Annotated in this window: 16 protein-coding genes; 12 read left to right on the top strand and 4 right to left on the bottom strand. The window is 58.9% G+C overall.

The window, feature by feature from the left end; all coding sequences use genetic code 11:
• The 8 genes from AC1DYQ_RS09280 to AC1DYQ_RS09245 all read left to right on the top strand — a co-directional run bounded on the left by AC1DYQ_RS09280 (position 1) and on the right by AC1DYQ_RS09245 (position 5,005).
• Entirely contained in the window at positions 1 to 474 is a 474-nt protein-coding gene (locus tag AC1DYQ_RS09280) for a SixA phosphatase family protein (RefSeq protein ID WP_477686544.1), read from the top strand.
• Positions 475 to 841: 367 nt separating this feature from the next.
• On the top strand, positions 842 to 1,111 hold the full coding sequence (locus tag AC1DYQ_RS09275; RefSeq protein WP_477686543.1) for a hypothetical protein: 270 nt from the start codon (positions 842 to 844) through the stop codon (positions 1,109 to 1,111).
• Positions 1,112 to 1,724: 613 nt separating this feature from the next.
• Entirely contained in the window at positions 1,725 to 2,093 is a 369-nt protein-coding gene (locus AC1DYQ_RS09270) for a hypothetical protein (RefSeq protein WP_477686542.1), read from the top strand.
• Positions 2,094 to 2,217: 124 nt separating this feature from the next.
• The gene (locus AC1DYQ_RS09265; RefSeq protein WP_477686541.1) at positions 2,218 to 2,547 is read left to right on the top strand and encodes a cupin domain-containing protein; all 330 of its coding nucleotides are present in this window, start codon (positions 2,218 to 2,220) and stop codon (positions 2,545 to 2,547) included.
• 61 nt (positions 2,548 to 2,608) lie between these two features.
• The gene (locus tag AC1DYQ_RS09260; protein WP_477686540.1) at positions 2,609 to 3,106 is read left to right on the top strand and encodes a GNAT family N-acetyltransferase; all 498 of its coding nucleotides are present in this window, start codon (positions 2,609 to 2,611) and stop codon (positions 3,104 to 3,106) included.
• A 147-nt stretch (positions 3,107 to 3,253) separates the two neighbouring features.
• Positions 3,254 to 3,517 (top strand): TfoX/Sxy family protein, encoded by a 264-nt coding sequence (locus AC1DYQ_RS09255; protein WP_477686539.1) that lies wholly within the window; start codon positions 3,254 to 3,256, stop codon positions 3,515 to 3,517.
• A gap of 89 nt (positions 3,518 to 3,606) precedes the next feature.
• A complete protein-coding gene (locus AC1DYQ_RS09250; protein ID WP_477686538.1) occupies positions 3,607 to 4,023 on the top strand; it encodes a hypothetical protein in 417 nt (138 codons plus the stop codon).
• Between the two features lie 436 nt (positions 4,024 to 4,459).
• Complete coding sequence (locus AC1DYQ_RS09245; protein ID WP_477686537.1) at positions 4,460 to 5,005, top strand: DUF2867 domain-containing protein; 546 nt, start codon at positions 4,460 to 4,462, stop codon at positions 5,003 to 5,005.
• A gap of 154 nt (positions 5,006 to 5,159) precedes the next feature.
• On the opposite strand, the gene AC1DYQ_RS09240 is transcribed toward AC1DYQ_RS09245, so the two are convergent.
• The 4 genes from AC1DYQ_RS09240 to AC1DYQ_RS09225 all read right to left on the bottom strand — a co-directional run bounded on the left by AC1DYQ_RS09240 (position 5,160) and on the right by AC1DYQ_RS09225 (position 9,073).
• Entirely contained in the window at positions 5,160 to 5,627 is a 468-nt protein-coding gene (locus AC1DYQ_RS09240; RefSeq protein ID WP_477686536.1) for a hypothetical protein, read from the bottom strand.
• A 103-nt stretch (positions 5,628 to 5,730) separates the two neighbouring features.
• Positions 5,731 to 7,230: an exopolyphosphatase gene (ppx, locus tag AC1DYQ_RS09235; RefSeq protein ID WP_477686535.1), complete on the bottom strand. Its 1,500-nt coding sequence runs from the start codon at positions 7,228 to 7,230 to the stop codon at positions 5,731 to 5,733.
• Positions 7,231 to 7,291: 61 nt separating this feature from the next.
• On the bottom strand, positions 7,292 to 8,425 hold the full coding sequence (locus tag AC1DYQ_RS09230) for an ABC transporter substrate-binding protein (protein ID WP_477686534.1): 1,134 nt from the start codon (positions 8,423 to 8,425) through the stop codon (positions 7,292 to 7,294).
• Positions 8,426 to 8,593: 168 nt separating this feature from the next.
• Positions 8,594 to 9,073 carry a fasciclin domain-containing protein gene (locus AC1DYQ_RS09225; RefSeq protein ID WP_477686533.1) on the bottom strand — a complete coding sequence of 160 codons (480 nt, stop codon included), beginning with the start codon at positions 9,071 to 9,073 and terminating at the stop codon, positions 8,594 to 8,596.
• Between the two features lie 228 nt (positions 9,074 to 9,301).
• Here AC1DYQ_RS09225 and pstS point away from each other — a divergent pair, with 228 nt between their 5' ends.
• From pstS to pstB, 4 genes are all read left to right on the top strand, one after another.
• Positions 9,302 to 10,345, top strand: a complete 1,044-nt coding sequence (gene pstS / locus AC1DYQ_RS09220) for a phosphate ABC transporter substrate-binding protein PstS (RefSeq protein ID WP_477648851.1) — start codon at positions 9,302 to 9,304, stop codon at positions 10,343 to 10,345.
• A 117-nt stretch (positions 10,346 to 10,462) separates the two neighbouring features.
• Positions 10,463 to 11,428, top strand: a complete 966-nt coding sequence (pstC, locus tag AC1DYQ_RS09215) for a phosphate ABC transporter permease subunit PstC (protein WP_477686532.1) — start codon at positions 10,463 to 10,465, stop codon at positions 11,426 to 11,428.
• Entirely contained in the window at positions 11,425 to 12,285 is an 861-nt protein-coding gene (gene pstA / locus AC1DYQ_RS09210; protein ID WP_457278656.1) for a phosphate ABC transporter permease PstA, read from the top strand. Before pstC ends, pstA begins: the two co-directional genes overlap by 4 nt.
• 47 nt (positions 12,286 to 12,332) lie before the next feature.
• Positions 12,333 to 13,112: a phosphate ABC transporter ATP-binding protein PstB gene (gene pstB / locus AC1DYQ_RS09205; protein ID WP_457278655.1), complete on the top strand. Its 780-nt coding sequence runs from the start codon at positions 12,333 to 12,335 to the stop codon at positions 13,110 to 13,112.
• The last annotated feature ends 49 nt before the right edge of the window (positions 13,113 to 13,161 follow it).

Here is a 13,161-nt window from a genome sequence, read left to right as displayed (position 1 = left end):
ATGGACCTCATCCTGTGGCGTCATGCAGAGGCAGAAGACTGGCCCGAGGGTGACCCGCAGGGCGCCAGCGATCTTGAGCGCTCGCTGACGTCAAGGGGCGAAAAGCAGGCGGCCCGCATGGCCAACTGGCTGGACCGTCAGTTGCCCGAAGGCGCGCGCATTTTTGTCAGCCCGGCACGGCGCTGCGAGCAGACCGCGCTGGCGTTGGGACGCAAATACAAAATCCGCAGTGAGCTGGCGCCCGACGCCACGGTTGAACAGCTGCTGGAACTGGTGCAATGGCCGTCGGCCAGGTCGCCGATTCTGTTAGTGGGCCACCAGCCCACACTGGGGCAAACCATTGCGCAGTTGCTGGGCCTGCAGGAAAGCGAATGCCCGGTCAAAAAAGGTGCACTCTGGTGGCTTCGCAGCCGCGACCGCGACGGCATTGACCAGACTGTTGTGGTCACTGTGCAGTCGCCTGAAGTTCTTTGAGCTGCACGGGGCCGGCGCGGGTCGCGATGACGGTTCCACTTCGCGTGCTCCCATATCGCGCGGATACGTCATGTGGCCGTTGCGGCCATGCCAGCAGACAAAAAAACAGACCCAATACAGGCAAGTTTTCTCGGTGCCAAGGCTATAGTGCAGATACCGAGCCCGCTCCCGAACCTGGTCCAGCAAGCGGGCAGACTGCAGCGGAGGATTGCGGAGTTTCACGGAATTTTTATAACTGTATAAATTTATAGTGTATTGCTTTGAAATCCAGCGTGAAAGCGGCTCACAGGGGTTTTTGATGTCCAGATTAGATTGCAAGCGCAAGGTTATACGGCAGGTTTTGCGGCATACATTACGTTAAATTGCCATGCCGCTCTATACCTACATCGCCGCATTCAAAGGAGCGACATATGCCTCGCAGGGCAGCTATAGCAACTTCAAAGGATTCGTCTCGGCATGGTCAGACCTGCCAGCGAACGCACTCCCCGGACTGACGCCCGCCTTGAAGAAAGAACTAGCGCAGAAGGCATATCGTGGTGAGTTCCTCGAAGTACCGAACAAGAAGCATCTTTGGCGAAAGTCTATTGATCTCAATGGAGATGAATTCGTTGTTTATGCTGTTCAAACGCAAATTTAACTGGTTGCTCCATCGGACGGCTTCGCCGCCCGATGAGCGTCAACGTTAGGGAGCCAATGCCACCATCGCTTTACGTCCGAGGCTTTGCGTCGTTGATGCTTGCGATACTTGCCACGAGTTGCGCATCCAACTTCGACCACCGAGGCGATGCCTCGTGTGCCATCCAGGTCCCACCAGCAGATTCTGGTGAACTAGGCATTCATGGCAAGCTGATGAAAGTGCACCCGAGAATTTCCAGCATGCCTGCCGGCTTCAGTGGATGCCAGACATTGTGGGTGGACTCCCCAGGTGGCTGGGAGATGTCACGTCTTCTGGTGCACCGTGGCCGAGTCGTTAAGCTGTTCGATTCGAAGCTCGAATGCAAATACGCTGGAGGGGAGTTGCAAAGCGCTATTGGCGGAGAATGCCCTGCCTCCGAGCCCGAAGTCTTGCCGTCTGAGCCTGCTGGATGTATTTCGCAGCACGTAGGCGGCCCTAAGCCAAGAGAGGTTTGCGTTGATGACCATCCGTCTCCCTAACCAGTCGGCCAACTCGGAACCGCAACTGCGGGCTGCGGCTTCGCCGCAAGGGTTGCGGTTCGGTTGCCTCCAACGTTAGACCGCCGCAGTTTGCAATGCAGAACACTATAAAGATCGCTATTGCCTCGGCTATCTTGTTGCTTCTCGGTTCCGGGTTCTTGTTCCTGGGTGGTGGCGCACTCATGCGGGGGTTTTTTTACATTAGCAGATACCAAATTACGATCATTCATCAAGACCAGTCGCCCTTATTCTTCTACGCTTATGTAGCTTTCATGCTATTTTTTGGGGGGCTTCTGCTGGCTGCCGGAGTCGCGGTATGGTTCAGCCTCGGCGAAATTAGAAGAGAGGTTATTTCTTTTGTGGACTCAGCTATCTTGAGTCACCCCAGTCCGCGCTGGTCGCTGATGGCTTTAATGATTGTCGTAGCCGCTGTTTTTATCGGCATAGCACTATTTGTTTTATGAGTTCCTATTTTGATCCGTTTCTCGGCTGCCTGTCTAACATCGCAGTCAAGTGGACGCCTAGCGGCCCCGCTTACCTCGAGCGTTAGGCGTCATATTCCACCTCACATAGAAAGAGTGCAACGCAATGAACTCTGTCAACCTTTCGGCAGTGCTATCAAGTGTTTCTGAACCATGGCAACCCGAAACGGTTGCGCACTTCAATGGCAACGAAGTCATGGTTGCCAAAGCCATGGGCTCGTACGCTTGGCACAAGCATGAAGACACAGACGATTTCTTCTTGGTACTCAAGGGCAGCATCACAATCGAAATGCGCAATCGCAGTGTTCACCTCGGCCCGGGAGAAATGTTCGTCGTTCCACGAGGCGTCGAGCATCGCCCAGTAGCCACTGAGGAGGCTCACTTCATACTTATCGAACCGCCGGGTACCGCGAAAGACGGAACTATGCTTGTCTAAAGTTTCCCTACCACGCCGCCGCCCGTCGTTCGGCTCAAACTTCGCCGCCAGAATAGAACCAATGATTCAAATCGTCCCCTTCTCTCCGGCACACGCCGATGGTGTCGTGTCTGTGATCCTGCCGATTCAACAGTCCGAGTTCGAAATCCCGATCACACTGGAAGCACAACCAGACCTGCAGGACATTGCCGGCTTCTATCAGCATGGCATCGGCAACTTCTGGGTCGCCCTAGAGGCGGGAGTCGTTGTCGGCACACTTGCTCTGCTAGACATCGGAAGCCGTCAGGCAGCTCTGCGCAAGATGTTCGTGGCCAGCTCGCATCGCGGGCCGGAGCATGGCGTCGCCAGGGAGCTGCTTCAAACGCTGCTCAACTGGTGTCGTGCTCAAGGTGTACGAGAGGTCTTCCTGGGCACAACAGCCAAGTTCCTTGCCGCCCACAGGTTCTACGAGAAGAATGGCTTCCACGAGATGGTCAAAGAAGCTCTGCCAGAGAGCTTTCCCGTCATGGCTGTTGACACCAAGTTCTATGGGTTGTCACTGCAACGCAATGACGCCTAACCCTTCCATCGAGGGGACGTGCCCCGGCAAGCCGGATCACGCCTCTCATCTCAAACGTTAGGCGTTTCAATCATGGCCTTCGACCCTGTCCTGGCTCAGCGTGTTCGCGAAGTACTTGAGGGGTAGCCTGGCATTACAGAGCGCAGGATGTTCGGCGGCCTTGCGTTTCAGGTTCATGGCAAGATGTTTGTTGGCATTAGGAACTCAAGCTTGATGGCGCGGGTTGGGCCGGAACGCCACCACGACGCACTGGCAATGCCAGGCGTCAGAGTCATGGATTTCATTGGCCGACCGATGAGCGGCTACGTCTATATTGATCCACCTGCCATTGCTGAAGAGCGGGATCTGAAAGCCTGGGCATTTTGGTGCTCAGAGTATGTCGCGCGACTCCCGGAGAGGAAGAAAAAGTGAGGGTTCATGTCAGAGGCCGATCTAACAGTACCTCGCCCACGAAAGATGCCAACCCATCATGTCAAACCGTAGACGTCGCAAGGAATTCCATGCCGTTGCTCAAGCCGCTTGTTGCCTGGCTAGTCATACTTGCCCTGGCAGTTGCCAACGGAGCGCTTCGCGAGATCGTTCTGATTCCTGTTCTTGGAAAGATCACTGGTCTGGTCATGAGCGGGGCGTTACTCTCCCTTCTCGTGGTGCTTGTGTCTTTCGCCTTTGTTCGCCTCAGCCACGGCATCACAATCTTGCAAGGTCTTTGCGTTGGCGCTTCCTGGTTGTGTCTCACACTGGTCTTCGAGTTCAGCTTTGGCCGCTACGTCCAGCACAAGTCCTGGTCTGAGCTGCTCGAAGCGTATTCATTCAAAGACGGCAATATCTGGCCTGTTGTGCTTCTCGTCATTCTTCTGGCGCCACCGGCCATAGTCCTCCTTCGGGCAAGATTTCAGCATGAAAACGGCAGCGCCTGACCCTTCCTTCAAGCGGACCCCCCACGGCAGGCCGCTTAAGTCAAACGTTAGATATCAATGAGTCTTCGAAAAGTTGTCCGCGTCACGCTCTGGGTTCTGGCCGCCATAACCGTTGCGGTATGGTGGTTTCTGCTCGGTGGTTTATGCGACGCACCCATCAAGCCTGTTATTGCTACGAACAACGTCGTCCCCTACAACTGCCACGGAAAGACAGTTTTCCTTACCGAACTGCAGGATATCGTACGGCTGTGGTTACCATGCGTATGGATTTTGGTCCTGTTCGGCCTTCACCTGCTAAAGGAGCGCCAAGATGAGAAACCTTTCTAACTGGTCAACCGGCGAGGACACGCAACTACAGAAGGCCGCTCTGCGGCATGAGTTGCGCGCCGGTCGTCTTCAACGTTAGACCTCAGAACCCAACTACTGGCTCGAACACATGACAACCCAACAGCACCGCGTAATGCCTGTATCACTTCCTCCAGAGTCGGCAGTTACCAGAGCCTACGCATCGACGAATCTCGCAGATGCCTATTCGATCGAACTTCCACCCGGAGCGTCGACCAATCCTGAACTGTTGGCGAGGTTCATCTTTTCCCATCAAGCACCGTGGGTTGGTACCCTCATGGCGGTCCGGGATGCGGTCGTCGGCAGGGTCGGCCTCAAAACTGCCAGGCAACTCACGTCACTTGAAGCGCAGGGCAAAACAGGCCGTCTTGGCATCTTCAAGATCTACGACACAAGCCCGACCGAAGTTGTCTTTGGAGAAGACGACAAGCACCTGGACTTCAGGCTTTCTGTCCTCTGCTCCAGTCAGCCGTTGCCGGAAGGCAAACGCCACCTGACTTTATCAACCGTGGTCCATTGCCACAACCGCTTGGGTCGTCTCTATATTCTTGTCATCGCCCCGTTCCACCGCTTGGTCGTTCAATCCAGTCTTCGTCGTGCTGCCCGAATCGGCTGGCCGCCGGCAGCGGAGGCGTAAACCAGATTCTCGGTCCCCACGTGTGGCCCGCTGAGGGCTAACCCCTTCATCGAGGGGACGTCCGCAAGCAAGCTTCGCATGCTTGCGGCCACAGCTCGTGTCAAACGTTAGTTGGCATGAAAGCTGGGAGCTCCTGCAGTTGCCTTTGCGTGGCTTAAGAACCGAGCGTAGGCCGGCCGGTCTTGATGGCGGGGACCTGCTCGAGCGCCGTCAGGAAGGCGGCGTCGGACAGGCTGGCCAGCAGCTTGATGCCTGCGCGCAGCAGCTCGCTTTTCTTGGCGGGGCGGGTGAGCTTGGCGGCGCGCTGCTTCAGGTCGTCAAGCACCACGTATTCGACTTTGGGGATGGTGAAGCTGTCGCGCACCAGCTTCGGCTTTTTGGTTTTTTCCGGCTTAGCGGTTTTGGCGGGCTTGGCAGGCTTAGCGGTGGCCTGCGGTTTGGCCGCAGGCTTTTTGGCGCCGGCCTTTTTCACGATGGCTTTCTTGACCGTGCCTTTGCCGGCCGGGGCCTTGGCGGGGGACGCCTTTTTCGGGGCAGGCTTGGCGGCGGTTTTCACCGGTGCTTTGGGCGTGGCAGGTGCCGGCGCGGCGGGTTTCGCAGTTGCTTTTTTGCTGGTAGCCATGGATTGATCCTTTTTGATGTGCGGTCAAATAAACCGTATATATAGTTTATATGGTTTTTTAAAAAACCGTCAAGGCCTGGTCGGCGAGGCAGAAGGAGGGTGCTCAGGGGCCGGGAACAACCAGTGTCCACGGCGTCTTTTGCCATGCCAGGACTTCTTCCTGCAGCAGATGGGCTGACTGCGGGAAGGTCTGCGCCCAGCCGGGGCGGCAGTTTAGTACAAAAATCTTTCCGGGCTCGGCGCTGCTTTCGAGCTGGAGGCCTTTGAGGTCGGGGTCGCGCCGGGCGTGGCAGAGGATGACGGCCAGGCGCAGGCACAGCAGTTGCTGGATGAACACGCGGTCTTCAAAATTGACTTCAAGCTTGCGCAGCTTGCCGCGGTGGCCCAGCACCAGAAGGCTCAGGCGATGCAGTTCGGGCAGGGCAAAACCCGGCGCGTCGGCGTTGTCCAGGATGTAGGCGCCATGCTTGTGATAGTCGCTGTGCGAGATCTGGCTGCCGATCTCGTGCAGCTCTGCGGCCCATTCGAGCTTGCGCTGGAAGCGCTCCGACTCTGCGCGAGGCATGCCGGCACTGGCCATGACGAACAGCTGCCTGGCGACTTTGCTGACGCGCTGGGCCTGTGCATTGTCGGTATTGAATTTGCTGGCCAGGCGCTGCACGGTGGTGGAGCGCAAATCGGTCAAATCCTGCTCACGGTCCACCAGGTCATAGAGCACACCGTGGCGCAAGGCGCCTTGTGCGGCTTCCATTTGCGCGATGCCCAGCAGGTCGAACACGGCCCTTAGCACGCTCACACCGCCGCCTATGACGGCACGCCTGTCGTCCTTCATGCCGTCGAGCTTGATCCGGTCGGCACTTTGCGCCTTGAGCAGCCGGTCCAGCAACCAGTCGAGGCCTTCTTGCGTGACCATACCCGTGGGCCAACCCGAAGCTGTCAGTACGTCGCTGACGGCGCCAATCGTGCCGGAAGACCCATAGGCGGTGTCCCACGCATCGGCGCGGTAGATGTTGACGGCTTCGTCAAGCACCGCCTTGGCGGCGACCTCCGCCGTCTGGAAAGCGCGTGGGGTGAACTGCCCGTCGGGGAAATACTTCATGGACCATGCCACGCTGCCGACACGGTAGGACTCCATGGTGCGTGCGTCCAGCCCCTTGCCGAGGATCATTTCGGTGGAGCGTCCTCCAATGTCCACTACCAGCCGGCGTTCATCGGACTGTGGCAGGAGGTGGGCGACGCCCTGGTAAATCAGGCGGGCTTCTTCGCGGCCCGGGATGACGTCGATGGCAAAACCGAGGATTTTGTGGGCGCGCGCCAGGAATTCCTCGCGGTTGCGCGCTTCACGCAGGGTCTGCGTGGCGACGGCGCGAACCTGGTACTTCTTGAAACCGGCCAGCCGTTCGCCGAAGCGCGCCAGGCAGTCCCAGCCGCGCTGCATGGCTTCCGGGGTCAGGTTGCGGTCGGCGTCCAGCCCGTTGCCCTGGCGAACGGTTTCCTTGAGGTATTCGGTGCGGTGAATCTGGCCGGCATCAAAGCGGCCGATTTCCAGTCGAAAGCTGTTGGACCCGAGGTCCACAGCGGCGAGCAGCGTTCCATTTTGCATACCTGAGTTTAAGCTCCCAACATAGCCATCGCGCGGGACTCTCATCAGCAGTCCGGGCCGCCTAGCCGATCAACCGGCCGTCGATCGTCATCATGCTTTGCGTGACGTAGGTGCCGCTTCTGCGCTGGGGATTGAAGCTGATGCTGAATCCGCCCACATCGAACTTTGTGCGGCGCTGAAAGGCGGCGAGAACGCTCTGGCGGTTCAGGGGGCCGTCGACGTCATTGAGCACTTCGTAGGTGTAGCGTGCTGCAATGAATCCTGCCAGGCTCAGCGGTGTGGGCGGTTCGTCGAAGAGGCGTGAAAGCGTTTCACGGTAGCTTCTGACCACCGGAAGGCTGGCATTGACCAGGGGCACCGGCTGGGTGGCGATGACCGGCGTGTTGCGCGCCGCGCCCATCTGCAGCATGGTTTGCAGGTTCACGTCGGCCAATGCCACGACATAGCGCTGGCGAGCCTGCTTTTCCAGGCCCTGGGTGAATTCGGCGAGCTCCGGCGTTCCGCCCACAAAAAGCAGTACGGCGGGTGTACGGGGCGTGAGTTTCTGGCCCAGCGCGCGCAGGTCGTCTGTTGCCTTGAAGGGCTGCAGCTTCAGTTGCATGTCCAGGGCAATGCGCTCGACATCCGCGTGATAGGCAGCGTGATCCTGTGCTGTGGCGTAAATCGCACCCAGCTCCTTGAGGCCCATGGTTGAAAGGCTTTTGAGCGCATAGGCAATCTGTTCCTGGCGCGCGGCGAAGATGGGAAAGGTCTTATCGTCGATTTCGAGGCTGGAGTTTTGCAGCCACGGGGCGGCGTGGGGGATGCCCAGCCCGCCCTGGCGGGACAGCGCCACGATCTGGCTGGCAACCTGGTCGCCGACACTGCCGGAAAGCACCATGCAGAGGGGGTTGTCCTTGACCGAGTCCAGTGCCGTGCGCAGACTTGCGGGAGTGCCGTCCGTTTCCAGCGCCAGATGCTGGACCGGCCTGCCGCGGACGCCGCCGCGCAGGTTGATGTCCTGCCAGGCGGCGCGTGAGCCGATCAGGAAATCCTTGGAGACATCCTGCTGCGCCTGGGAAAAGTCAACCGGCTGGGCCACGATGACGCTGCGCGATGAGGCGCCCTTGCCGGGCTGGGCCCAGGCCGGGCTTGCAATTGCTGCGGCGACCAGGCCGGCGCGACGCAGCAGCTGGCGGCGACTGACTAAAGGCATTTGAGCTGGCATGGATGTTCTCCGGTGCGAGGTGACTCGCCGTGCATGATTGCTATTAAAACGATAGCTGCTTGCGCTCGTCCCATAAGGGCTGGAGCACGAAATTGCACGTATTCAATAAAAAACGGGTCAAGCCTTCCGGCTTGACCCGTTGCAGTACCTGCGGGCTTATTTGGCGGGTGGGATCAGCACGCTGTCCACAATGTGAACGACGCCGTTGGTTGCAGAGATATCAGCGGTCTGGACCATGGCGTCCTCGATGGTGACGAATTCGCCGGCCTTGGAGAGCGCCACATTGGCGCCGTTGACGGTTTTGGTGTTGCTGTTTTTGACGTCGGCGGCCATCAGCTTGCCAGGAATGAGGTGGTAGGCCAGAACCGCCTTGAGTTTGGCCGGGTCTTTGGCGAGCTCGTCCATGGTTTTGGCTGGCACTTTGGCGAAAGCCGCGTTGGTGGGCGCGAACACGGTGTAGGGGCCGGTGCCCTTGAGTGTGTCGGTCAGCCCGGCTTTGGCTACCAGGCCATTGAGGGTGCTGAGCTGCGATTGGGTGGCTATCGTGTCTGCCACGGACACCGGGGTGGAGGTGGTGGCGCAGCCGGCGAGGGTGGCAACGGCGGTGGCGAGGACCAGAAAGCGGCGGTTCAACATGAAAGATTCTCCTGATTAATCCTGATTAAGACGAGGCCAAGGGTAGGAGAACCCCGTGACAGATTCGTGACGGTAATTTGAAGGTTTTGTGACGCCATAGAGGGGCGGCAGCCCGCCGGGAGGCTGTCATATTTGTCACATCCTTGTCACACAAGATTTCTACAGTCGACGCATCTTCCCGATCAATCCCAACCAGCTTCGACCAATCCCAACCCAAGAGGTGTTCTGATGAACCTGACTTTCAAAGCTTCCCTGACCACTGTGATGGGCGTTGCCCTCGCGTCGTTTGCCACGCTGGCTGCAGCCCAGGACGTGACAGGCGCCGGCGCCAGCTTCCCCGCCCCCCTGTATTCCAAGTGGGCCGCTGATTACAACAAGGCTACCAGCGTCAAGATCAACTACCAGTCAGTGGGTTCCGGCGCCGGTTTGCGCCAGATTGAAGCCAAAACCGTTGATTTCGGCGCTTCCGATGCTCCCCTGAAAGATGAAGAACTGGCCAAAAAAGGCCTGATGCAATTCCCCACGGTGATCGGCGGCGTCATTCCTGTGGTCAACATCAAGGGCATCACCCCCGGCCAGCTCAAGCTGAGCGGCCAGGTGCTGGGCGACATCTACCTCGGCAAGATCACCAAGTGGACCGACCCGGCCATCAAGGCCCTGAACCCCACGCTGCCCCTGCCTGACGCCGCCATCGCACCGGTGCGCCGCGCCGACGGCTCCGGCACCAGCTTTATCTTCACCAACTACCTGAGCAAGGTGAATGCCGAGTGGAAGTCCAAAGTGGGCGAGGGCACCGCAGTGAACTGGCCAGTGGGCGCAGGCGGCAAGGGCAATGAAGGCGTGGCGGCATTCGTCGGTCGTCTGCCCAACTCGATCGGCTACGTGGAATACGCTTACGTCAAGCAGAACAAGATGACCTTTGCCCAGCTGAAGAACGCGGCCGGCAATTTCGTGTCGCCGGAAGATAACGCCTTCAAAGCAGCCGCCGCGGGTGCCGAATGGTCCAAGAGCTTCTACCAGATCCTGACCGAGCAGCCTGGCAAGGATTCGTGGCCCATCACCGGCGCTACTTTCATCCTGATGCAGAAAGTCCAGGACAAGCCTGCCCAGGCCGCCGCTTCGCTCAAGTTCTTTGAGTGGGCTTACAAAAACGGCGACAAAACCGCCGACGACCTGGACTACGTGCCCATGCCTGCCGCTGTGAAGACCATCATCGAAAAAGCCTGGGGCGACATCAAGGACGCATCGGGCAAGACGGTTGCCTACAAGTAAGCACAGTCAGCTGATTTTTCCCAGTCGTTACACACCATAGGGGTTTCTCACGTGTCCTCTACACTTCCGGCTAGCCGGGCCACTTTTGACCACCCGGCAAAAGCGACCGGACGCGCTATGACCAATCCTCCTCCTGGCAGCACTGTGCGCAGAAGCCCCCTGGCAGACCGGCTTTTCGGCTGGGCTGCGCAGGGCGCGGCCTGGCTGACACTGGCCCTGCTGGCCGGTATCCTGGTTTCCCTCGTCATCGGGGCGTGGCCAGCGATCAGCAAATACGGCCTCGGCTTCCTGACCAGCAGCGTCTGGGACCCTGTCAAGGGCGAGTACGGCGGGCTGGTCATGATTTACGGCACCATCGCCACGTCGCTGATCGCTCTGGTCATCGCGGTGCCTGTGAGCTTCGGCATTGCGCTGTTCCTGACCGAGCTGTCGCCAGCATGGCTCAAAAGGCCGCTGGGCACCGCCATCGAGCTGCTTGCTGCCGTGCCGTCCATCGTTTACGGCATGTGGGGCCTGCTGGTGTTTGGCCCCATCCTGGCCACCTATGTGCAGCAGCCGCTGCAAAGCCTTCTGAGCGGCGTGCCTTACCTGGGCGCACTGGTGTCTGGCCCTCCTGTGGGCATTGGTATTTTGTCGGCCGGCATCATCCTGGCGATCATGATCATTCCTTTCATCGCCTCGGTGATGCGGGACGTGTTCGAGGTCACGCCGGTGTTGCTGAAAGAGTCGGCCTATGGGCTGGGCTCCACCACCTGGGAAGTCGTCTCCAAAGTCGTGCTGCCTTACACCAAGGCCGGCGTGGTGGGCGGCATCATGCTGGGCCTGGGCCGTGCGCTGGGCGAAACCATGGCAGTCACCTTCGTCATCGGCAATTTCAACCAGCTTGATTCGCTCAGCCTCTTCCAGGCCGCCAACAGCATCACGTCGGCGCTGGCCAACGAGTTCGCTGAAGCCGGCGAGGGCTTGCACCAGGCGGCGCTGATCTACCTGGGCCTGGTGCTGTTCTTCATCACGTTTGTCGTGCTGTCGCTGTCCAAGCTGCTGCTGGCCCAACTGCGAAAGAGTGAAGGGGTGAAAACATGAGTACCGCTGCACACGACGCGCGCCTGGCCAAGTTCGCCAGCCGCAAGCGGGTCAACCGGATCGCGCTGGTCCTCTCCCTGGCGGCCATGTCCTTCGGCCTGTTCTGGCTGGCATGGATTTTGTGGGAAACCATACGCCTGGGCGTGGGCGGGCTTTCGCTGGCCACGCTGACGCAGATGACGCCTGCGCCCAATGAAGAGGGCGGTATCGCCAACGCGATTTACGGCTCCTTCCTGATGGTGCTGCTGGCCACCTTTGTGGGCACGCCGATCGGCATCATGGCGGGCATCTACCTGGCTGAATACAACACCAAAGGCATGCTGGCGTCCGTGACGCGCTTTGTCAACGACATCCTGTTGTCTGCGCCGTCCATCGTGATCGGTTTGTTCGTCTACACGGTCGTCGTGTCGCAGTTCAAGTCCTATTCGGGCTGGGCCGGTGTCCTGGCGCTGGCGTTGATCGTGATTCCCGTGGTCATTCGCACGACGGAAAACATGCTGCAGCTGGTGCCGCCAGGCCTGCGTGAAGCGGCTTACGCCCTGGGCGCGCCGAAGTGGAAGGTGATCACCAGCATTACGCTGCGGGCTGCACGCGCCGGTGTGACGACCGGCATCCTGCTGGCCGTGGCGCGGATTGCCGGTGAGACAGCGCCATTGCTGTTCACGGCGCTGAACAATCAGTTCTGGACATCCGACTTGAGCCAGCCCATGGCGAGCCTGCCCGTGACGATCTTCAAGTTTGCACTGAGCCCTTATGAGAACTGGCAGCAACTGGCATGGGCAGGCGTATTCCTGATCACCATGGCAGTGCTTGGCCTGAACATCCTGGCGCGTGTATTGACACGTGCCAAAAACTGACCGGCTGACGCCTTTCCTTTAGACCACACAACACAACAAGGTCACAGATGGATACCCCTACTGCATCACGCGAACAATCGAAAATTTCGGTCAAGAACCTCGACTTCTACTACGGCAAGTTCCACGCCCTCAAAAGCATCAACCTGGAAATTCCCGAGAAGAAGGTCACGGCCTTCATCGGCCCCTCGGGCTGCGGCAAGTCCACGCTGCTGCGCATCTTCAACCGCATGTATGAGCTCTATCCTGAGCAGCGCGCCGAAGGTGAAATCATGTTCGACGGCGAGAACCTGCTGACGTCCAAAAAAGACGTGGCATTGATCCGCTCCAAGGTCGGCATGGTGTTCCAGAAGCCCACGCCTTTCCCGATGTCGATCTACGACAACATCGCCTTTGGCGTGAAGTTGTTCGAAAGCCTGAACGCCTCGGACATGGATGAGCGTGTGGAATGGGCCCTGCGCAAGGCCGCGCTGTGGACGGAAGTCAAGGACAAGCTGAACCAGAGCGGCTCAAGCCTCTCGGGCGGCCAGCAGCAACGCCTGTGCATTGCCCGCGGCATCGCCATCAAGCCTGAAGTATTGCTGCTGGACGAGCCCTGTTCGGCGCTGGACCCTATTTCCACCGCCAAGGTGGAAGAACTGATTGCCGAGCTCAAGAACGAATACACGGTGGTCATCGTGACGCACAACATGCAGCAGGCTGCCCGCTGCAGTGATTACACCGCCTATATGTACCTGGGCGACCTGGTTGAGTTTGGCGCCACCGAAGACTTGTTCTTCAAGCCAAAACGTAAAGAAACCGAAGACTACATCACCGGCCGTTTCGGATGAACCAAGTTGCCCCCTGTCTCGGCTCACTGCGTGTAGCCGGAATCCCCCT

This window comes from Polaromonas sp. P1_F4, assembly GCF_056405675.1.
This window is presented reverse-complemented; position numbering and strand designations above follow the sequence as displayed.

Bases quoted from the DNA above. Each gene is read 5' to 3' on its own strand.
- ppx (WP_477686535.1), bottom strand. From the start codon at position 7,230: ATGCAAAATGGAACGCTGCTCGCCGCTGTGGACCTCGGGTCCAACAGC.
- AC1DYQ_RS09230 (WP_477686534.1), bottom strand. From the start codon at position 8,425: ATGCCTTTAGTCAGTCGCCGCCAGCTGCTGCGTCGCGCCGGCCTGGTC.
- pstA (WP_457278656.1), top strand. From the start codon at position 11,425: ATGAGTACCGCTGCACACGACGCGCGCCTGGCCAAGTTCGCCAGCCGC.
- AC1DYQ_RS09250 (WP_477686538.1), top strand. From the start codon at position 3,607: ATGCCGTTGCTCAAGCCGCTTGTTGCCTGGCTAGTCATACTTGCCCTG.
- AC1DYQ_RS09260 (WP_477686540.1), top strand. From the start codon at position 2,609: ATGATTCAAATCGTCCCCTTCTCTCCGGCACACGCCGATGGTGTCGTG.
- pstS (WP_477648851.1), top strand. From the start codon at position 9,302: ATGAACCTGACTTTCAAAGCTTCCCTGACCACTGTGATGGGCGTTGCC.
- AC1DYQ_RS09280 (WP_477686544.1), top strand. From the start codon at position 1: ATGGACCTCATCCTGTGGCGTCATGCAGAGGCAGAAGACTGGCCCGAG.
- AC1DYQ_RS09245 (WP_477686537.1), top strand. From the start codon at position 4,460: ATGACAACCCAACAGCACCGCGTAATGCCTGTATCACTTCCTCCAGAG.
- pstB (WP_457278655.1), top strand. From the start codon at position 12,333: ATGGATACCCCTACTGCATCACGCGAACAATCGAAAATTTCGGTCAAG.
- AC1DYQ_RS09275 (WP_477686543.1), top strand. From the start codon at position 842: ATGCCGCTCTATACCTACATCGCCGCATTCAAAGGAGCGACATATGCC.
- pstC (WP_477686532.1), top strand. From the start codon at position 10,463: ATGACCAATCCTCCTCCTGGCAGCACTGTGCGCAGAAGCCCCCTGGCA.
- AC1DYQ_RS09270 (WP_477686542.1), top strand. From the start codon at position 1,725: ATGCAGAACACTATAAAGATCGCTATTGCCTCGGCTATCTTGTTGCTT.
- AC1DYQ_RS09265 (WP_477686541.1), top strand. From the start codon at position 2,218: ATGAACTCTGTCAACCTTTCGGCAGTGCTATCAAGTGTTTCTGAACCA.
- AC1DYQ_RS09255 (WP_477686539.1), top strand. From the start codon at position 3,254: ATGTTCGGCGGCCTTGCGTTTCAGGTTCATGGCAAGATGTTTGTTGGC.
- AC1DYQ_RS09240 (WP_477686536.1), bottom strand. From the start codon at position 5,627: ATGGCTACCAGCAAAAAAGCAACTGCGAAACCCGCCGCGCCGGCACCT.
- AC1DYQ_RS09225 (WP_477686533.1), bottom strand. From the start codon at position 9,073: ATGTTGAACCGCCGCTTTCTGGTCCTCGCCACCGCCGTTGCCACCCTC.